We start from the raw sequence: 20764 nt of genomic DNA, 5'->3' as shown, positions 1-20764 counted from the left end.
CAGGCTCATGACCGCGACAGCATTATCCCTCTGCCGGATATGGCGCTAGAGGACCGTGGGGAAAGGCTTGCTTAGAAATTTAGACCCCGCCAAACCGAAGCGCCATGGATGATCGACCGCCTTGGTAATACCAATGCGAGGACCGATCGCCACGCTTGGGCGGGTTTTGGCAGGCACGAGCTGAAATGGCGGTTGGGCGAGAGGCAAGCCATCGTGTTGAACGGTGATGCCCAAGGCCTGTGCCAGACGGCCAGGCCCAGCGCATAAAAAACGCGGCGCCACATCGCCACGCCGCGCCTGCATGAAATCCACACCCTGGCTTGGCGCGAGCGCCCGGATCAGAACCGCACTGCCGGACCGACAAACGATATTCAAACACCAGTGAATACCATAGGAACGATAGACATAGACATGTCCGGCTGGGCCAAACATCGTTTTATTGCGCGGCGTAGCCCCCCGAAAACTATGGGATGCCGGATCATCGCGCTCATAGGCCTCGGTTTCGACGATCATGCCGCCGACACCGTCTACGAAAAGCTCAGCGCCGATCAGGGCGTGGGCGATATCGACAGCACTGCTGTTGAACTCAATCATGACCTGCTATCGAACTTTTCCACCCGTGACGCTGCTGAATGTCGGTCAGACGAATTCCACACCGATTTCCGTGATTTTCCGCCACCGGACGACACAATGGACCTTGCGCCCGCCATCCATCAGCAAATCGAATTCATCGGGAACATTTACAAAATTATCGCCCGCTAGCTTCGCGCCATCGGAGGAAATATTCTTGACGGTGCAGCTAAAGCTCGAAAATCCATTTTTCAAGATAATGCGTGCCGCTTGTAAGGTACGCACACGATGGTCTCTACGCTTATTCTCCATTCTAAACCCCCGCCGATCCCAGATCCAGACCATCCAGCAGTTATTACAATTTCATATAATGCCGATCACATCCAACCGGTCCAGCAAGACTTTATTATCTCAGCAAAGTCGTAAATATTTCATCCATCTGCATGGCCATTGCTTTTGGGCTGACTTGATCCAGAAAATGATCCATGGCGCGGCGGGCGCGCAGCCAATCATTTTTACCATGGGTGCTTCGCGCCCGTTGCAAAACATCGATAATCTCGTCCTCCCCTTCTCCTTGGACAAGATAGGGATAATCCTCACCCAGAAATGCGATGGCATCGTCCTGAGCCGCATTCACCAGCACATTCGCACCGCAGGCCGCCGCGATCACACCTTTGGTAAAAGGTTTATAACACCTCGCCAACGTCTCCGTCTGGGGTGCGCGAATGCAGTAATGTAAACTGTAATCACCCATACGCGTAATGGTCTGGCGCATAGAATCGCTGAAAGCCGCGTCGTGAAAATCGACTGATTTTTCAATTTGAGGCGTCCTGACGGTATTTTTCAGAAAGCCGAAATAACCGGCGCGGTAATCGGCACGGTGCTGGTTGCCCATGGCATAGATACGTTCATCGGCACCATGCAGCAGCAGTCCAACCTGCCCTTTCGCACCAGGCGTGTTTGTCAGCCTGGCGCGCATTGCATCACGCGCCATATGTGAACTGGCGAGATGCATATCGACATGATTGAAAACCATCTTATCCAGGGGCGTATCGACATAGTCGAAACATATGCCCCGGCTTCGGCCATGCAGAATTTCCAGCGCCGATGCGCCAATGGAAAGCGCCGCCCGCTTGGTAAACACATAAATTGCATCTTTAGGCTGAAGGCTCGCCCAGAGCATTTGCAATCCAGGTATTCGCTTGTTCGGCAGGGGCGCCATTTCAAACCGGTATTTGTCGCCGAGATAGGGCCTCGTCAACCGGGACAGTTGAAATGACCGCATGGTCGTACTGCCGAACTTAACCGAGGACCGACGATAGACGAACCTCACTGGATAGAGCATTTCAAAAACCCGCCGCACTACTATGATCTGTCAGGCGGTGGAATCGCTGCCCAGGACAGACTATTCTCTCCAATGCCAAATTCAAGATCTACGACTCGCATCCTTGCCTGACTAGCACCTGAACCATTCAGCGCTGACTTGAACCTGACAACTCGACCATAAAAAGGCCAAAAGGGCGTTAAAGCCCCAAGGCATCTTTCAATGCCAGACCGTCCCGCACCCGCAAATCCAGATCCGCTTCGATATGATCGATGTGATGCAGCATCAGCGCACTTGCACGCTTGGCGTCCCGCTGCGCAAGAGCCTCAAGTATCTGTTCATGCTCGTTGTGACCGCAACTAGAGGCCCCGGAACCACCATACAGCGCGATGACCAACGATGATCTGGCCACCAGTTCATCCATAAATTTTTGCAGGATGGCATTGCCGGCAACTTTTGCCAGCATCAGATGGAAATCGCCCGAGGCCTTTATTTCGGCGCGCCGCGCCGCAGGCCCGCGCTGGTGCAGATGGCGTTGTTCATCTTCCAACTGGGCACGAAAAGCCACCAGGTCGTCCTCCGTCAGCCGCTCGACAGCTGCCAGAACGATACCGGGTTCGATCATTCGGCGGCAGGCAAACACCTGCACTGCTTCTTCGGGGCTCGGATTGGATACAAAAGCACCCCTATTTCGTTCCGTCTTTATCAGCCCTTCGAATGCAAGCATTTGCAGAGCACTGCGCACAACGGTGCGACTGACATCGAACAGAAGTCCCACTTCGGCCTCGGAAAGCTTGGTTCCAGGCGTTAAACGCCGGTCGATAATCGCATTTCGCAGGGATTCCCGGATGGTGAATGCACGGTCTTCCAAGTTTGAATCGTGAAAACTGATTTTTTCGTCAAGCTTCATAGCGTCACCCGTGCTGATGCATCTCTTTCTACATCGAACTGGCAGGCTCCGAAAGTCACTGATTGCTGACAGACGCAAAATCTATTGCGTACAATTTGACCAGCGAATGCAAACAATCGCACGTTTTTTGCGCAACAGCGTTCAATACCCCGGAGATTTCATGGGCATTCCGGCAGATGCCGACAGGATTATCCAAGTTTTCCAGGGGCAAAGAGCATCTGGCACGCAAGATGCTTGTAAGAAAGCGGTCATCAAGGGATCGCAGCATGAAACAAGCCGCCGCCATCGATATTGCCGCCGTTACCAAGGTTTACGGTCATACGACAGCCGTCCATAGCATCAGCCTGAAAATTCCGGCCGGAACCTATTGCTGCCTGCTCGGCCCTTCCGGTTGCGGCAAGACATCGACGTTACGGATGATTGCCGGACACGAGACCGTCACGACAGGCGATATCCTGCTGGGCAACACCAACATCACCGATCTCGCGCCCGCTGCGCGTGGCACGGCGATGATGTTCCAATCCTATGCGTTGTTTCCGCATCTCGACCTGACTGAAAATGTCGCCTTCAGCCTGAAAATGAAGGGTATCGACAAAGCCACCCGCCGCGCCAAGGCGATGGAGATGCTGCAACTGATGCAACTGGAGGCCTATGCGGACCGCCGCCCTGCCCAGCTTTCCGGTGGACAGCAGCAGCGTGTGGCGCTGGCACGCGCCTTGATTACCGATCCGGAAGCCCTTCTTCTGGACGAGCCACTGTCTGCACTCGATCCATTTTTGAAAATCCGCATGCGGGCCGAACTGAAGAAACTCCAGACCTCGCTTGGCATCACCTTCGTGCATGTGACCCATAGCCAGGAAGAGGCCATGGCGCTCGCCGACTTGATCGTCATCATGAACGATGGCCGCATTGAACAGGCTGCCGATCCCCGCACCGTATTCGAGCGCCCGGCTTCAGCCTTCGTCGCTCGTTTCATGGGCGATCACAATGTCATTTCAGGCCGCGTCACCAGCGTTTCCGACGAGATCGCCATGGTATCAGTGGCAGCTGGCGCGGATTTCGCGGCTTCCGGCAAAGCAGTCGTCGGCGAGCCCGCCGACATAGCCGTGCGCACCGACCATGTACGGATCGGCCAGAGCCAGGTCCCGGGCCTCGGCTTCACCGGCTCTGTCACCAATGTCGAATATCGCGGTTCCACCGTGAAGCTGATGCTGAGCGGTGCGGGCATCGAAGACTTTACCGCCATCCTGACCGATTCCGCCTTCCACGCGCATCCGGTTAAGGTAGGCGAAGCCATTGCCGTTTGCTGGGAGGCCGATGACGCCATCGTTCTCGGCAAACCGGCGCAGAAATAATCAACCAATAACCAGAGGAGAACTTCCATGACTGATACCAAAAAGCCAAAGTCCGGCGTGACCCGCCGTTCGCTTTTGAAGACAGGGGCAGCCGCAGCGGGTCTTGCCGCCGGTTCCGGCGCCATCACTGGCTTTCCAACCATCTGGGCGCAGACCAAGATCACCCTTCGTCAATTCGGCACCGGCGTTTCAAACATCAATGCCATCGCCGAAAAGTGCAAGGCCGACCTCGGCATCACCCTGGAAATGACCGCCACGGATTCCGACGCCGCCGCCCAACGCGCCGTCACGCAGCCGAACTCCTATGACATTGCCGACGTCGAATACTGGATCGCCAAGAAGGTCTTCCCATCAGGCGTCTTGCAGCCAATGGAAGTCAAGAAGCTCAAATATTACGACAAGATCGTACCGCTGTTCATCAACGGCAAGCTGAAGCCGGATAGCGTCATCGCCCAGGGTACAGCGCCGCACACCGTCGGCTTCGTCGAAAAGCCCGGCGCGAAAACCTTCGCCAAGGCTCCGACCGAATGGATGACGATGGTACCGACCATCTACAACGCCGACACGCTCGGCATTCGCCCCGATCTCGTTGGCCGCGACATCACCAGCTGGGCCGATATCATGGACCCAGCGTTCAAGGGCAAGACCTCGATCCTCAACATTCCATCGATCGGCATCATGGATGCCGCGATGATCATGGAAGCGATGGGCAATATCAAATATGCCGACAAGGGCAACATGACCAAGGCCGAGATCGACAAGACCATTGATTTCCTGATCAAGGCCAAGCAGAGCGGCCAGTTCCGCGCCTTCTGGAAGAGCTTTGATGAAAGCGTCAACCTGATGGCTTCGGGCGAGGTCGTCATCCAGTCCATGTGGTCGCCAGCCGTAGCCGCTGTCCGCTCCAAGGGCATCGCCTGCAAATATCAGCCGTTGAAGGAAGGCTACCGCGCCTGGGGCGGCGGACTGGGTCTTGCTGCGCATCTGAAGGGCGCCCAGCTCGATGCGGCCTATGAATACATCAATTGGTACACATCCGGCTGGGTCGGCGGCTACCTGAACCGCCAGGGCTATTATTCCGCCTGCATGGAGACCGCCAAAAACTTCATGTCCGCTGATGAATGGGGTTACTGGATCGAAGGCAAGCCAGCCCAGGGCGACATCATGTCCCCCGAAGGCAAGGTGATGGAAAAAGCCGGTGCCGTACGCGACGGCGGTGCCTTCGAAGAACGCATGGGCAAGGTTGCCTGCTGGAACTCCGTCATGGACGAGGACCGCTACATGGTTCGCCGCTGGAACGAGTTTATCGCCGCCTGATCATATCATAGAAAACAGTCTTTCCCGTTCGCGGGGAAGACTACAGCAGCCCGAAGACGACAGGGAGACAAGCCATGGCAACAGTGAGGTTTATAGGCGTCGGCGAGCCGAAGCCACGGCGCGATATCCGCGTACCTGCCTGGCTGACGGCCTATCTTCAAGCCGCCCCCCTGGCGCTTATCCTCGGCGGCTTCCTGCTATTGCCGATCCTGATGATCGTCATTGTCAGCTTTTGGGATTATGACTTCGCCCAGATGTATCCCGGTTTTGTAACCTTCAATTATACAGAAACGCTTGGTTCCTGGGTCACCTGGAAAACCTATCTGAACACGCTGAAATTCGCAGGCATTGTCTGGCTTTTGACGCTGTTCATCGGCTTCTGGGTCGCTTATTTCCTGGCCTTCCACATCCGCAGTGCCGCCATGCAGAGCGTGCTTTTCCTGATCTGCACCGTACCGTTTCTGACATCGAACATCATCCGGATGATCTCCTGGATTCCGGTTCTGGGCCGCAATGGATTGGTCAACCAGGCGCTGGTCGGGACCGGCATCATTCCCCAGCCACTGGAGTGGTTGCTTTATTCAGACTTTGCCGTGGTGCTGGCCATGGTACATCTCTACACCCTGTTCATGGTCACGCCGATCTTCAATACGCTGATGCGGATCGACAAAGCGCTGGTCGAAGCCGCAAGGGATGCGGGCGCTTCCAGCCTGCAAATCCTCACCAATGTCATTCTGCCGCTCGCCAAGCCTGGCATGGCTATCGGCACGATTTTCGTCGTCACTTTGACCATGGCCGATTTTTCCACCGTACAGGTGATGTCTGGCGGCCAGAGCGCCTCGGTGGCGCTGATCATGAAGAACCAGATGTCACTGCTGCAATATCCAGCCGCCGCCGCCAATGCTGTGGTGTTGCTGATCCTCGTTCTGCTGATGGTCGCCGGGATCTTGCGCATCGTCGATATCCGCAAGGAGCTGTGAGCCATGATCAGGGAAAAACGCAGCCGAGAATTCTATCTGCTCGCCATATTTTTTGCGCTCTTCGTGCTGTTTCTCTATGGCCCGCTCTCAGCGATCCTGATCCTGTCGTTCCAGGGAGAAAATGGTGGGCTGACCTTTCCGCTCAATGGCGTCTCACTGCATTGGTTTGCCAATCTGTTCGAAACCCAGGCCGTCGGCGATTTTGGCGGCGCCATCAAACGCTCGATCACCCTCGGGTTGATGGTGATGGTCGTCACCGTACTGGTGTCGCTGCTGGCAGGCCTGGCATTTCGCCGCAAGTTCTATGGCGCGACAGTGTTGTTCTACCTGGCCATTGCCAGCCTGGTCGTGCCGTCCATCATCATTTCGCTCGGCATCGGGGTCGTCTTCCAGCAATTGGGCTTCCAGCCAAACTGGTACAGTTCCGCCTTCGGGGCGCATTTGACCTGGACCCTGCCCTTTGGTGTGTTGATCATGTTCGCTGTCTTCAACCGCTTTTCACCTGCCTATGAAGAGGCAGCCCGCGATCTTGGCGCATCCTCCTGGCAAACTTTTCGCTACGTGTTGCTGCCGATGATCGCGCCCAGCCTGATCGGTGTCGGCCTGTTTGGCTTCTCGCTCTCCTATGACGAATTCGCCCGAACGCTGATGACATCAGGCAGCTTCAACACCCTGCCACTGGAAATCTACGGCATGACGACCAATGTCACCACACCGGTTCTCTATGCGCTGGGTACGGTGACAACGGTATTTTCCTTCCTGATCATTGCCCTGACGATTTTCCTCATTCGCCGGGTCAGCCGGCCTCGTGGCCATGCCTGAGCGGGCAACCCTCGATCGGATTTTCATGCGCATTCTGCTTATCAACCCCAATACAACTGCAAGCATGACAGCGACGGCTGCGGACGCCGCCCGCCGCGTTGCACATGCAGGAACCGAAATCCTGCCGCGCACCTCGCAGATGGGGCCAGTTTCCATCGAGGGCTATTATGACGAGGCGCTGGCTGTTCCCGGCCTGCTGATGGAACTCGCCGACGGGGAAAAACAGGGCGCGGATGCCGCCATTATCGCCTGTTTCGATGATACAGGTCTTGATGCTGCTCGTGCATTGGCCGGTATTCCCGTCATCGGTATTTGCGAGGCAGCGATTGCGACGGTCAGCTTCATTGCCCGGAAGTTCAGTGTTGTAACGACCATGCAACGGTCTCGATTACCCATCGAACACCTCGTTCGCCGTTATGGCGCATCCGACCGCTGCAAAGTACGCGCCGCCGATATTTCGGTACTCTCGCTGGAAGATCCATCATCGAACGCAAGGGAGCGGCTACGAGCGGAGATTGCCAGAGCGCTGGCGCAAGACGATGCGGAAGCCATCATTCTTGGATGTGCCGGTATGGCCGATCTGACGGAGGCCTTGAGCAAGGAATTCGGCGTTCCGGTCATCGATGGCGTTGCTTGCGCTGTCAAGCAGGCGGAGGCCCTGGTTTCCCTCGGACTGCGGACGGCTAAAAACAACGCCTATGCCGCCCCCGTGAACAAGCCCTATCTCGGTTTGCTTAAAGCGTTCGAGCCGGCTGTTTTATCGGCAGACAAAGCTGCCGAGAATCAGCAGACAGGTCATTGAAAAAGCGTGCATTTAAAGAGTTCCGCAATGAGGATGGAAGTTGACCAAGAGACTTGCGGCGCAACATGGCTGCCGCTTCCTTGCGATCCACCGCCTTGGAGAAGAGATAGCCCTGCCCCTCCTCGCATCCCAGCCGCAAAAGCAAATCACGCTGCTCCTCTGTTTCGATACCCTCCGCGATGACACGGAAATTCAAACGGTCGGAAATCGACAATAGCCCACCGACGATGACCGATGCTGGCTCTTCCTCCAGCAACCGGGCAATAAAAGAGCGATCGATTTTGATGATATCCAGCGGAACGGTCAGAAGATGCGTTAAGGATGCAAAACCGGTGCCGAAATCGTCAAGAGCCACAAGCATGCCCGCCTGGCGCAACTGCTTGATCTGGTCCACGACATTGCGCTCGCGATTTCCCAGATAAATCGATTCCGTCAATTCAACGACAATGCGATCTACCCCAACACCAACTTTGTCCATTGCGCCGATAATCCGCTCTGTCAGGGAGCCGTCCAGAAAATCGCCTGCCGATACGTTCAAACCGATACGACCGAATTCAAGTCCGCTGTCCAGCCAATCGCGCGCATCTCGCGCCACATTTTCTAACACACAAGCCGTCAGCGCCCGAGCCAGATGAACGTCGCTGGTAGCTTCATGAAAATGCGAGGCGGAAATGATATCGCCGTTACGGCTGGCAAGCCGACTAAGAGCCTCAAACCCGACAACAGAACCGGAGGCAAGATCAACGACGGGCTGATAATAGGTCTCGATCCGCTGTTCCCGCAATGCTTCGCTCACTTGCTGGAAAGAGCGAAACCGCCGGGCTATTTTCGAAACTGAGCCGACCGAATATTCAACAAACTGACCGCGACAGCGCTCCTTGGCTTCATAAAGCGCGAAATCGGCATTCTGTCGAACATCGTCAACGCTCTGCCCCTGACGCGCGACAGCGCCGCCTATGGTTCCGGCTGGATAAACAGTCTGGCCGGCGCAAATGCAAGGCTCCTTCAGCACCGCCAGAACATGAGCCGCATGGTAGCCGAGATCCACACAATCAACCCCACGAACGATCAGGGCAAACTCGTCCCCGCCGAGCCGGAATGCGGTGTCGCAATCGGTCATTGCTTTCAACCGCAAGCCAACGGTGCGGATCAGATCATCGCCGGCCTGGTGCCCAAATGTATCGTTCACCTGCTTGAGATTATCGAGATCCACCAGCAACAATCCCCATGGATTGCGTCCCACGTCTTCATTCATCACCGCTTCATTGAAACCAGTGCGATTTGGCAATCCCGTCAGCACATCGGTATAGGCAAGCCGCCTACGCTCTTTCAGCCGCAACTCGCGCTCCAAACCGATGGCGCAAAGATGCACACAGGCGGAAACAATGCCTTCCTCGATTTCGCTCGGACCGCGTTTTTGGCGGAAATAGAAGGCAAACGTACCCAATACCCGGCCATCGGAGATAATCGGCGTCGACCAGCACGCCAAAAAACCCAGTGGTAAAGCAAGGCCCTTGAACGCAGCCCAGAACGGATCGTTCTCAATATCGGTCACCAGGACCGGACGACCGCGAAACGCCGCCGTGCCGCAAGAGCCGACACCTTCGCCGCAGGCCAAGCCATTGATCGCCTGGGAATAATGCTCGGGAATGGACGGTCCGGCAAGATGATGAAGACGTCCCATGTCATCCAGTGTCAAAACAGAACAGACGATGTCATCAATCATCGTCTCAACAGAACCACAGAGGAAATCGACGGTCTCAGCCAAGGGGTCGCCTCTGGCGATCTTTTCCAGAATCCTGTTTTGCAGCTTGATCAACATGTTTCCCCATTCCCTTTCACTGACCTAACTTAACCAATAGGAATTAAGGGGCAGTTACAAATATTCGAACTTTCTTTAATACATGATGTAGCGCAGAAACGCGGGCTGGAAAGCGTGCCTCCCGGCTCCGTTCTAACGATGATTTACAAATTGAAAAAAAATCCGTTCCATTTTGCGGGTCGGAAGACCTAGTCTGCGCGCTCAATCGCGGCACGACTTAACGGCAAATGCGTCCCCGCAAAGAACCGTTCTAGGCGGGCGTAAGTAAATCCCGCCTAGAAAAAGACTATAGGCTTAAAGCGCGCCGATCACAGGGTTTGCGAGCAGGCCAACGCCAGGAATATCAACCTCAAACACATCGCCCGCCTTCATATACAAGGGCGGGTCGCGTCTTTCACCGACGCCACCAGGCGTTCCGGTGACGATCACATCGCCCGCCGACAACGGTGTGAAGGCAGAAAGATAGGCTATCAGCGCCGGAATGGGGAAGATCAGATCGGCCAGCGTCGCCTGCTGAACCACCTGACCGTTCAGGCGCCCGGTGATGGAAAGCTGCGTATAATCCTCCACCTCGTCCGGTGTCACCAGAGCCGGACCGAAAGCGCCCGTGGCCGGGAAATTCTTGCCCGGCGCAAATTGTGAACTATGGCGCTGCCAGTCACGCACCGAACCGTCATGATAGCAGGAATAACCGGCAATATGCTGCATGGCATCTTCCTCGGCGATATCGCGTCCACCGCGCCCGATCACCACAGCGAGCTCCGCTTCGAAATCGAGGCACTCGGATTGGCTCGGCTTGATCATCGGCTGGCCATGGCCAATCTGGCTATCGGCAAAGCGAATGAAGACGGTTGGATGGCCAACTTCAGGCCGCTTGGTCTCTTCCCGATGAGCGACATAATTGACACCGATGCACAGGATCTTGCTGGGATCAGGAATGACCGGCAGCAAGGTAACATCGGAAAATGCCAGCTCCGGTTTACGGTCACCGGCATAGTCGGCGGCAATTTCCAGGAGATCGTCCAGGATCGCCTGTTTCAGGGTCAGGCAATCATAGCTGAGACGACCGGTAAGATCGACGATGCCACCGCGCCGAATCCGGCCCGGCCAAGTCGGGTAAAACTGACGAATTTCATGAGGATGTCTCCGATCTGCATGCTGAAATAACGATACGGCTGGTTCTCATCCAAACAAGCCACCATCACCGCATGTCTAACAAGCCGGCAAACACAAACCAAGCGCGTAAAATCACCCGCACTTCACGTTGGCGTGGACGCGGCAGGAAAGATGATGCTGCACCGATCCTGAAAGTCGTGAAAATACGTTTTCAAATCAAGCTGATCCGGGCCGACATGGATCTCACCCGGCATTGGTACTGTCATGCCTGTCAACAGCGCGGCCCCTTCCGCCGTCCCGGTCGGCGTTCCGCCTTCAGCCACCACAACCTCACGCCCGGTACAGGCAGCAAGAGCACGGAGGTAGAGCCGGTTTTTGGCAAACGGCCCTTCGACGAGAACAGGACCGGTTGAGCCGATCAACGATAGCGACGATGCCGTCATTATCGCCGTATAAAGGCTCGCCGCTGCATAAAGCTGTGCCGCGCCTTCCGGCACCACCGTCCACCCACCGTTTCGGGTCGGATAAGGACCAGAACCATCGACCACGCTTGGCAGCCGCATGACATCACCACTGATCACCTGCTCTGCCGCCCGCTCGATCTCAACCTCATCCGGGACATCCAATCCCTGGACGAGTATTTCGAATTCCCGTCCGCCCATATAGCGGCACGAGGGTACGGCCTGACCATGCGCATCGACATTGGCCAAGGTATCACGAACCGGATCGAGAAGCGCGGCCGTGCTGCCGACGGCAAATCCGATGATCCAGGTGCCAGTAGACACGACAGTGAAAGGTTTTTCACGTCTTAAGAGATGCGGCAGCAGCGAGGCATTGCTATCATGAATGCCGCAATAGACGGGAATAGGGCGTGAGAGCCCTATCTGTTCGGCCACAGATTGCGTGACATCCCCCAAAGCGTCGAAAGCGGAACGCAAGGGAGCGAGATTGGGACCAAGCTCCAATCGCTCAACCAGGCTTGAATAACAACCCTGCTGCGGCCGCCATAAATCCGTATGACATCCCAACGAGGTCGCCTCATTCGCCGCCACGCCGGTCAGTCTGAAAGCCCAATATTGCGGATAGGTGACAATGGTCGCAACCCCGGAAAAAAGCGCGGGAAAGGCCGTTTTCTGGTAGTGCAACTGGGCACCGAGATTGAGACCGCCCGGCAGGCGCGGTGAAAATGTTTCATCAAAACTCGGCCGCAAGGCATCATAGGCAAGAGTGATCGTTTCGGGATAGCGGTATTCGTAATCCAGCACCGGCATTGCCAGCTCACCATCGCCGTCAAGCAAAGCAGCACTTGCGCCATGGGTGGTGATCGAAATCGCATCGAATCCTGGTCCTGCGGCGAAGGCTTTCAAGGCGTCCAGGATGAAGGACCACAGCTTGTCCGTATCGAAATGCGGATAAGGCCCCTCCCCGACACCTGTATTTGGCATACGCCGACAGCCAAGTTCCAAGCCCGTCGACGCCTGCAAGACGACGACCTTGGCATTGGTCTTGCCAATATCGATGACGACGACGGTTTCGGATATTCTGCTCATGGCATGTAAAATACCGGCACGAGATCGACAGCGACCGGCGATCCATCCGGATTGGTGGCCATGATATCACCCATATGCGCCCACCAGCGCTGCATGACCGGGTGCTCCGGCAGCGCGGCCATGCCATGGCTTTTGCGCCGGGTCAGTAGGCCGAAGAGCGTGTTTGTTTCCCGGTCGAGGTGGATGGAATAATCACTGACGCCAGCCTCATGCAACAGAGCCGCCAGTTCCGGCCAGATCGCATCATGCCTCTTTTTATATTCGGCCTCCATGCCTGGATGGAGCTGCATCTTGAAGGCATATTTTTCTGTCTCTGCCATGCTCATGTCCTCATATCCCGCATCCGTCGCGCCAAAATCGGCAAGGCGATGGTGATGATCAGCAACAGACCGATGAAAATCGACATAACGATACCCGGCACGTTCAACAGCCCGAGCCCGAATGTCACCAGACCCATCACGAAGGCGGCAATCACCACTCCGCCAATCGTGCCAGCCCCACCGACAATCGACACACCTCCCAGCACAACCATGGTGACGGCTTCCAATTCCCATCCTTGGGCAATGGATGGCCGTGTCGAACCCAGTCGGGACGTCAGGCAAACGGCAGCAATGCCGCTCATCAATCCGGTCAACAAAAACAGGATGAATTTGACCCGATCAACGGGAATGCCTGAAAACCTGGCTGCCAGCGGATTATTGCCGATCACATAGACCTGTCGTCCAAAATTGGTGGCATGCAGCAGCACCGCAAACAGCGCTGCCAGCACAAAGAAGAGGACGAATTCGAAGGAAAACACCCAGGCCACATAGCCCTGGCCGAAATAGGCGAAGCTTTCCGGGTATTTTCCATAGGCTTGATCGCCAAGCACGATATAGGAAATGCCGCGAAACAGGCTCATCGTGCCAATGGTGACAACGATGGAGGGCAGTTTTAGCCCGGCGACCAGCACGCCGTTGAACACCCCGCATAAAAGCCCAACGCCGATACCGATCATCACCAAGCCCGGCGTGCCCACACCCAACTGAGCTGCCGCGCCCATGGCCGTCGAGGCCAGAGCAATGATCGCAGCGACCGAAAGATCGATCTCACCGGCAATCACCAGCAACGCCATGGCAAAGGCGATCATCGCCTTTTCAGTGAAATTGAAGGTGGCGTCCGACAGGTTCCAGGCATCCAGAAAATAGGGAGAAGCCAGCGCGTTGGCGATGAAAATCACGACTGCGACACCCAACAACAATACTTCCCAGCTGGCCAGCAGGCGGCGTATCGGGGTGCCGAGCTTGTCGGGAATACGGCGTTTGACCGGGGTTTGTTCAACAGGTGCCATTGTCATGCCGTAACCTCCTGAACCGTGCTGCCCGCGGCCCTGTCCCGCAGGATAATCCGGCCCTTTCTGCGTTCGGCCCGGGCGTTGAACACCACGGCCAAAACAATCACCACACCGGATATTGCCATCTGTGCGAAGGGCGAAATGCCGATCACAGGCAATGCATTCTTGATAACGCCCAAAAACAAAGCCCCCAGCACGGTGCCAGCGACCGAGCCAATGCCACCGGCAATCGAAATGCCGCCGATAACGCAAGCCGCCACGCTGTCCAACTCAAAACCGCTGGCAATATCCACATAGGCAACCGCGTAGCGCGACACCCAGAGATAGCCGCAGAGGCCAGCAAGTCCGCCTGACAAAACGAAGGCCAGAAATCGCGTCCAACCGATGTCGATGCCAGCATAAACCGCAGCCGTCGCATTCCCACCGGCGGCATAGGTGGCGCGACCAAATGTGGTGCGCCCCAGCACAACAGCCATGGCAATGACCACGATCACTGCAATCCATGCCAGGACCGGAAGCCCCATGAGGACAATGCGCGGCAGGTTGAGGAAATCCGGCGTCATCTGATGGGCGTTCACCCAAGCCCCGCCAGACAACACGAAAGCCATGCCGCGATAGATCGTCAGCGTACCCAACGTCACGACGATGGGCGGGATCTGCAATAGCCAGACGAGATAGCCATTAATCGCGCCGAGTGCAGCCCCAACCAGCACCGCCGCTGCAATCAGCAGCACCAGCGGCAGGCCCGGAAAACTCGAATCCAACATCGCCACCGCCATGCCGGAAAAGGCGAGATTGGCGGCAACCGATAGATCGATCGATTTGGTAAGGATCACAGTCATCTGCGCCAGCGCCAGAATGATCAGGATCGACGTATCGTTAAAGATCGTCGCCAGATTGCCTGGCGAGGCAAAACCGTCTGCACGGGTGGAGAACCCGGCAATCAGCAACAGGGTGATGACACCCAATGCGATCTCGCGGTGTTTCAGCAGGCTTTTCATTGTCACACCTCACGCATTGCCGGTTGCCGCGCGCACCAGAACTTCCGGTGTCAGCGCCTCCCGCTCAAAAATTCCAGCCTGCAATCCCTCCCGCATCACCATCACCCGGTCGGACATGCCGAGGATCTCCGGCAGTTCGGAGGAAATCATGATGATCGACAGGCCCTCTGCCGCGAGTTCGGAGATAAAGCCATGCACCGCCGCCTTGGAACCGATATCGATCCCCTTGGTCGGCTCATCGAGAATGATGACTTTCGGCTTGGTCGCCAGCCATTTACCAATCACCACTTTCTGTTGGTTGCCGCCCGACAGCGTACCAACCGGCACGGACAGAGCCGCCGCCCGCAGGTCCAACCGCTCGGCATAGTGGCGCGCCAGGGAAAACTCATTGATGGCATTGAGAAAACCGCGCGCCGAAACACGCGCCAAAGAAGGTAGGGACATATTCTGGTAAATCGGCATTTGCAGCGCCAACCCATGGCGACCGCGCTCTTCCGGCACATAGACGATGCCAGCGGCAATGGCATCCGCAGGCGAGCGGATATCGACCACCTTGCCCTCCAGCGTCACCGATCCTGAGGTTGGGCGGGTAATGCCAAACAGCGACTGGCACAGTTCGGAGCGACCTGCACCGATCAACCCGTAAACCCCAAGGATCTCGCCTTTGTGCAATTGAAATGAAATGTCCCGAAACTCGGTTTCGTGGCAATAGTTTGAGATGGAAAGCACCGCCGCGCCGATGGAAACGTCAATCTTTGGAAAAGCATCATGCACATCCCGGCCAACCATCAGCCGCACGATCTCATCCTGCGGCGTCTGTTGCAACTGACCAGAACCGACCATTTTTCCATCGCGGAACACCGCGTAATTCTCGGCGATTTCATAGACTTCATCGAATTTGTGACTGATGAACAGGATCGCTTTGCCATCCCGCTTCAGCCCTTCAACGATGCGAAACAGATCATCGATTTCCTTGCGCGACAGGGCCGCCGTCGGCTCGTCCATGATAACGATCCGCGCTTCAACCGAAAGCGCCCGCGCAATCGCCACCAGATGCCGCTGGGCAATCGAGAGATCCTTCAATTTGATGGTTGGATCGATCTTGCTTTCCAGCCGATCCATCAGCGCTCTGGCTTTGGCGTTGATGCCGTTCCAGTCGATTAAACCGAAGCGGGTTTTTGGCGCATGGCCGAGAAAGATGTTTTCAGCCACACTCAGTTCGTCAAACAGCACGGTTTCCTGATGAATGGCCGTCACGCCCGCATCGATGGCAGCTTGAGCATTGGCAAATGTCACCGGCGAACCATCGATGACGATCTCCCCCTCATTGGGCCGGTAAATGCCCGTCAGGATCTTGACCAGCGTCGATTTACCGGCGCCATTTTCGCCGATCAATGCCGTGACCTCGCCGGGATAAAGGGCGATATTCACGCCATCCAACGCCTTCACACCCGGAAAGATCTGCGAAATGCCGCGCATCTCCAGTATCGGGGCGCGATCACCGAGCGGTACGGCATCAAGCTTTGTGGTTTGGACACTCATCATCGATTGCACCAGATCAGGCCAGAGAGGCCAGGAACGGATAAGGGTTCCCGGCGGCAGATACCGCCGGGTTCGATTGCCTCAGACCTCACTGTATAAAGTGGCTGGATCAGAAGATTTTCGAGAACTGATCGATGTTCTTGGCATCATAGACGAAGGGATCGGCCATCGCCGCTTCGCCATTGTCGCCGATCTTGATCTTGCCCATTCGTCCGGCCGGAACCTCGCTGCCGGGCTTGCCGGTCGCGTCATCTTTCACCAGATGATAGGCGATCTGGGTGGCCGAATAGCCGAGATCGATGGGGTTCCAGATCGCGAATTCCTTGGTGGCACCGGACTTGATCGCGCCAGCCATTTCCGATGGCAGGCCAAGACCGGTCACATAGACCTGACCGATCTTCCCAGCGTCCTTCACGGCCTGCGAGGCCGCCAAGACGCCGACCGTGGTCGGAGCAACAATCACCTTCACATTCGGATGGGATGTCAGAATGCCATTGGCTTCACGGTAGCTTTTATCCGCAAGGTCATCACCATAGACTGTGGTGGTGAGGTTAAGGCCGGGGAAATCCTTCAACTGCTTCTTCATCTCGGCAATCCAGATATTCTGGTTGGTCGAGGTCGTGGTGGCCGAGAGAATGGCGAAATCGCCTTTGCCATCAGCCAGATGGTCGGCGGCCAGTTTCAGGCACATCTTGCCGATCAACTCGTTCGAAGACGGGTTGAGATGCATGATACGGCCAGCAGGCGCCACGCCGGAATCCCAGGAAATCACCTTGATGCCGCGCTGCGCGGCTTTCTTCAGGGCCGGAACCACGGCATCCGGGTCATTGGCGGAAATGGCGATGGCATCGACTCCCTGGGCGATCAGGGAATTGATCACCTCGATCTGGCCTTCAGCAGTCGTCGTGGTCGGACCGGTATAGATGATCTTGACGCCACCCAGTTCCTTGGCCGCCTCTTCCGCGCCCTTGTTGGCCGCCTCGAAGAAACCGTTGCCGAGCGATTTCACCACGATGGCGATCTTCATATCGGCGGCATGCGCCATGCCCGCTGTCGTCACGAAGGCAATTGCCGCCGCCCCGAACAATCGTCTTGAAATTTTCATGTCTTTATCCTCCCAGATGTTGAACCCGTTAGCCCCAACCGGCGTATCGCTTCCTCAAGCGACCGAAGGGGCATCCTCCCTGTCGGCCGAGGTCGAAGCCCGGACCGTCAAAAGCTTTATTCCAGCCGCCTCGACCATATGGGCTGCCTCTTCAGGCACGCCGTCATCGGTGATGATGGTTGAGACCGCATCCAGCCCGCATAAAATCATGCTGGAACGCCGCGTGAATTTCGTCGAATCGACCATGACGATCAGCTCGTCGGCCTGGCGCATCAGCCGTTGCTCACTCTGGATCACCAGCGCATCCGGCTCCATCACGCCCAGCGCCGAAATGCCCTGCGCGCCGATGAACATCCGGCGGGCATAGAAATTACGGATCGCATCATTTTCGAAAGGCGACAGGATCAGGCTTTGATCCCGGTAGATCGCCCCACCCGGCACGTTGATCGTACATTTCGAATGCTTGACCAGATGCTCGGCGATTGCAAAGGAATTGGTCATCACCTGCAAGCGACGCGCTGACATGAAATGCACCATCTGAAAGGTGGTGGTTCCACCATTGATGATGATCGAATCGCCTTCCTCGCAGAGCTCAACAGCAGCGCGCGCAATTGCGCGTTTCTTATCGATATTGACCGATTCCGACACCCTGAACGGTCGGGCAGCCAGATTGCCCTGCTGTGGAGGATGTACTGCTTCTGCCCCACCCCGGACCCGACGTAACTTCCCCTGCACATGCAGGGATGCGATGTCGCGCCGGATGGTTGCTTCGGACGCATCCGTCAATTCGGCAATATCCTGCACCGTCACCACAGGTTTTTCCTGGATGGCGCTGAGTATAATGCGATGGCGTTCGCGTTCGTGCATGGGGTCCTCCTTGGCGTGTTTTAGGCTTAACAGATTGAAGATGTCAATCACAAACGATCAAAATAGATTATATTGCGATGCACAATGAACATTTATGATCGTTTATGATTGACACGAGCGATAAATTTGCGCGATACCCATAACAGGATGGAGCGTTCGCCGATATGGCGGGCCTTAAAATCACATTTTGGGAGGACTTCCATGACGGGCCAAACCGCAGCGGGCCAACCCCGCCTTCTCGACAATCGCTGGGATGATGTCTACGCCGAAACGCTGGATGAGGCAGGCAAGCTGCTCTACCGGTCCAACCTGCTTGGCGCCGACAAGCGCATTACCAATTATGGCGGCGGCAACACCTCGGCCAAGGTCATGGAAACAGATCCGCTCACCGGCCAGACGGTCAAGGTTTTGTGGGTCAAAGGGTCCGGCGGCGATGTCGGCACCATCAAACTCGACGGTTTCGCAACGCTCTACCAGGAAAAGCTAGAGGCGCTGAAAGGTATTTACCAGGGCGTTGACGATGAAGACCGCATGGTCGGTTTCCTTCCTCATTGCACATTCAACCTCAATCCGCGCGCGGCATCCATCGATACGCCGCTGCATGGTTTCGTGCCGTTCACCAATGTCGATCATATGCATCCGGATGCGATCATCGCCATTGCCGCGTCGAAGAACTCGAAAGACCTGACAAAGGTGATCTTTGGCGACGAGATCGGCTGGCTGCCCTGGCGCCGTCCTGGCTTTCAGCTTGGGCTCGATCTGGAAGCCTTCGTCAAGGCCAATCCGCAGGCCAAGGGCGTCGTGCTGGAAAGCCATGGCCTGTTCACCTGGGATAATGACGCCAAGGCCTGCTACGAGCTGACGCTTGATATCATCAACAAAGCCATCCAGTGGTTTGCACGAGAAACCGAAGGCAAGGTGATTTTTGGCGGCGCCGCCACGCAAAGCCTGCCTTCAGCCGAACGTCGCGCCATTGCCGCCAGGCTGATGCCGGAAATTCGCGGACGGATCGGCAAGGCGGAGCGCAAGCTTGGTCATTTCGACGATCAGGATGCCGTGCTGGAATTCGTCAACTCCAATCATCTCCAGCCACTTGGCGCGCTGGGCACCTCCTGCCCCGACCATTTCCTGCGCACCAAGATCCGGCCGCTGATCGTTGATTTTGATCCAAGCCAGCCGGATGTGGATGCAGTACTTGCCGGTCTCAATGCGGCGCTTGAGGCCTATCGTGCCGATTACAAAAGATATTACGAGAGCTGCAAACACGATAATTCCCCAAAAATCCGTGATCCCAATCCGGTAATCTTCCTCATTCCGGGCGTTGGCATGCTGTCTTTCGCCAAGGACAAGGCAACGGCGCGGATCGCCGGTGAATTCTACGTCAACGCCATCAATGTCATGCGTGGCGCATCGACCGTTTCGCAGTATCAGGGCCTGCCGGAGCAGGAAGCCTTCGATATCGAATATTGGCTGCTGGAAGAAGCAAAGCTGCAACGCATGCCCAAGCCGAAAAGCCTGGCCGGAAAGGTCGCTTTCGTCACCGGCGGCGCGGGCGGCATTGGCAGGGCTACGGCAGAGCGACTGGTTGCCGAAGGTGCTTGCGTCGTTCTGGCTGACATCGACGCCGCAGCACTTTCCGACACGACAGGTGATTTCACCAAGCGCCATGGCGGTGATGCCGTACGCTCGGTTCAACTGGATGTCACCCGCGAAGATGCCGTGATCAGCGCCTTTGCGGAGGCCTGTGTCGAGTTCGGCGGGGTGGATATTCTGGTCTCGAATGCCGGTATTGCATCATCCGCCCCTGTCGAAGACACCACGCTTGCCATGTGGAACAAGAATATAGACATTCTCGCCACCGGTTACTTCCTGGTGTCGCGGGAAGCCTTCCGGCTTTTCCGCCGGCAGGCATTGGGCGGAAATGTGGTATTTGTCGCCTCGAAAAATGGTCTTGCCTCATCGCCCAATGCCTCGGCCTATTGCACGGCCAAGGCAGCAGAAATTCATCTTGCCCGGTGCCTGGCGCTGGAAGGCGCCGATGCCGGAATCCGCGTCAACACCGTCAACCCGGATGCCGTGCTGCGCGGCTCAAAAATCTGGAACGGTGAATGGCGAGAACAGCGCGCGGCATCCTCCAAGATCGAGGTGGACGATCTTGAGGAACATTATCGCAAGCGCTCGATGCTGAAGCTGAACGTGTTTCCTGAAGATATTGCCGAAGCCATCTACTTCCTGGCTTCGGATGCGTCGGCAAAATCGACCGGCAATATCATCAATGTCGATGCGGGCAACGCCCAGAGCTTTACGCGCTAAACCTCTGGTAAAAGAGAATGCATCTTCGGGAGGAA

Annotated in this window: 19 protein-coding genes; 6 read left to right on the top strand and 13 right to left on the bottom strand. The window is 56.4% G+C overall.

From position 1 onward, the window contains the following. Positions 1-45 precede the first annotated feature (45 nt). The 4 genes from ASB66_RS00870 to ASB66_RS00855 all read right to left on the bottom strand — a co-directional run bounded on the left by ASB66_RS00870 (position 46) and on the right by ASB66_RS00855 (position 2804). A complete protein-coding gene (locus ASB66_RS00870; protein ID WP_060716296.1) occupies positions 46-594 on the bottom strand; it encodes a DNA-3-methyladenine glycosylase in 549 nt (182 codons plus the stop codon). A gap of 45 nt (positions 595-639) precedes the next feature. After that, a complete protein-coding gene (locus ASB66_RS00865) occupies positions 640-882 on the bottom strand; it encodes a PilZ domain-containing protein (RefSeq protein ID WP_156592465.1) in 243 nt (80 codons plus the stop codon). A gap of 94 nt (positions 883-976) precedes the next feature. Then, entirely contained in the window at positions 977-1933 is a 957-nt protein-coding gene (locus ASB66_RS00860; RefSeq protein ID WP_147273997.1) for a hypothetical protein, read from the bottom strand. A 160-nt stretch (positions 1934-2093) separates the two neighbouring features. Then, on the bottom strand, positions 2094-2804 hold the full coding sequence (locus tag ASB66_RS00855) for a GntR family transcriptional regulator (protein ID WP_060716299.1): 711 nt from the start codon (positions 2802-2804) through the stop codon (positions 2094-2096). Between the two features lie 266 nt (positions 2805-3070). On the opposite strand from ASB66_RS00855, the gene ASB66_RS00850 reads away from it, so the two are divergent. The 5 genes from ASB66_RS00850 (at position 3071) to ASB66_RS00830 (ending at position 8080) form a co-directional block, all read left to right on the top strand. Continuing rightward, positions 3071-4159 (top strand): ABC transporter ATP-binding protein, encoded by a 1089-nt coding sequence (locus ASB66_RS00850; protein WP_060716300.1) that lies wholly within the window; start codon positions 3071-3073, stop codon positions 4157-4159. Between the two features lie 27 nt (positions 4160-4186). After that, entirely contained in the window at positions 4187-5476 is a 1290-nt protein-coding gene (locus ASB66_RS00845) for an ABC transporter substrate-binding protein (protein ID WP_060716301.1), read from the top strand. 74 nt (positions 5477-5550) lie between these two features. Beyond that, positions 5551-6456, top strand: coding sequence for an ABC transporter permease (locus ASB66_RS00840; protein ID WP_060716302.1), 906 nt, complete (start codon positions 5551-5553; stop codon positions 6454-6456). A gap of 3 nt (positions 6457-6459) precedes the next feature. Beyond that, positions 6460-7278 carry an ABC transporter permease gene (locus tag ASB66_RS00835; RefSeq protein ID WP_060716303.1) on the top strand — a complete coding sequence of 273 codons (819 nt, stop codon included), beginning with the start codon at positions 6460-6462 and terminating at the stop codon, positions 7276-7278. A 25-nt stretch (positions 7279-7303) separates the two neighbouring features. Continuing rightward, a complete protein-coding gene (locus ASB66_RS00830; RefSeq protein WP_060716333.1) occupies positions 7304-8080 on the top strand; it encodes an aspartate/glutamate racemase family protein in 777 nt (258 codons plus the stop codon). Here ASB66_RS00830 and ASB66_RS00825 read toward each other — a convergent pair. The 9 genes from ASB66_RS00825 to ASB66_RS00785 all read right to left on the bottom strand — a co-directional run bounded on the left by ASB66_RS00825 (position 8013) and on the right by ASB66_RS00785 (position 18416). After that, on the bottom strand, positions 8013-9902 hold the full coding sequence (locus ASB66_RS00825) for a bifunctional diguanylate cyclase/phosphodiesterase (RefSeq protein WP_060716304.1): 1890 nt from the start codon (positions 9900-9902) through the stop codon (positions 8013-8015). The two genes, ASB66_RS00830 and ASB66_RS00825, sit on opposite strands and share 68 nt — an antisense overlap. Positions 9903-10196: 294 nt before the next feature. Next, entirely contained in the window at positions 10197-10853 is a 657-nt protein-coding gene (locus tag ASB66_RS00820; protein ID WP_411910100.1) for a fumarylacetoacetate hydrolase family protein, read from the bottom strand. A 308-nt stretch (positions 10854-11161) separates the two neighbouring features. Further along, on the bottom strand, positions 11162-12568 hold the full coding sequence (locus ASB66_RS00815; RefSeq protein WP_060716305.1) for an FGGY-family carbohydrate kinase: 1407 nt from the start codon (positions 12566-12568) through the stop codon (positions 11162-11164). After that, positions 12565-12888 carry an L-rhamnose mutarotase gene (rhaM, locus tag ASB66_RS00810; protein ID WP_060716306.1) on the bottom strand — a complete coding sequence of 108 codons (324 nt, stop codon included), beginning with the start codon at positions 12886-12888 and terminating at the stop codon, positions 12565-12567. Before rhaM ends, ASB66_RS00815 begins: the two co-directional genes overlap by 4 nt. 2 nt (positions 12889-12890) lie before the next feature. After that, positions 12891-13898: an ABC transporter permease gene (locus tag ASB66_RS00805; RefSeq protein WP_060716307.1), complete on the bottom strand. Its 1008-nt coding sequence runs from the start codon at positions 13896-13898 to the stop codon at positions 12891-12893. Between the two features lie 2 nt (positions 13899-13900). Further along, a complete protein-coding gene (locus ASB66_RS00800; RefSeq protein ID WP_060716308.1) occupies positions 13901-14902 on the bottom strand; it encodes an ABC transporter permease in 1002 nt (333 codons plus the stop codon). Positions 14903-14911: 9 nt separating this feature from the next. After that, positions 14912-16447 carry a sugar ABC transporter ATP-binding protein gene (locus ASB66_RS00795; RefSeq protein WP_060716309.1) on the bottom strand — a complete coding sequence of 512 codons (1536 nt, stop codon included), beginning with the start codon at positions 16445-16447 and terminating at the stop codon, positions 14912-14914. Positions 16448-16553: 106 nt separating this feature from the next. Next, complete coding sequence (gene rhaS / locus ASB66_RS00790; RefSeq protein ID WP_060716310.1) at positions 16554-17549, bottom strand: rhamnose ABC transporter substrate-binding protein; 996 nt, start codon at positions 17547-17549, stop codon at positions 16554-16556. Between the two features lie 54 nt (positions 17550-17603). Then, positions 17604-18416: a DeoR/GlpR family DNA-binding transcription regulator gene (locus tag ASB66_RS00785; protein ID WP_012654477.1), complete on the bottom strand. Its 813-nt coding sequence runs from the start codon at positions 18414-18416 to the stop codon at positions 17604-17606. Positions 18417-18617: 201 nt separating this feature from the next. On the opposite strand from ASB66_RS00785, the gene ASB66_RS00780 reads away from it, so the two are divergent. Continuing rightward, positions 18618-20729 (top strand): bifunctional rhamnulose-1-phosphate aldolase/short-chain dehydrogenase, encoded by a 2112-nt coding sequence (locus ASB66_RS00780; protein WP_060716311.1) that lies wholly within the window; start codon positions 18618-18620, stop codon positions 20727-20729. Positions 20730-20764 lie beyond the last annotated feature (35 nt).

Origin of the sequence: Gillisella vitis, from assembly GCF_001541345.2 — a bacterium.
GTDB classification, from domain to species: domain Bacteria; phylum Pseudomonadota; class Alphaproteobacteria; order Rhizobiales; family Rhizobiaceae; genus Allorhizobium; species Allorhizobium vitis.
The sequence above is the reverse complement of the archived record's forward strand: the minus strand, read 5'-3'. Positions and strand labels throughout refer to the sequence as shown.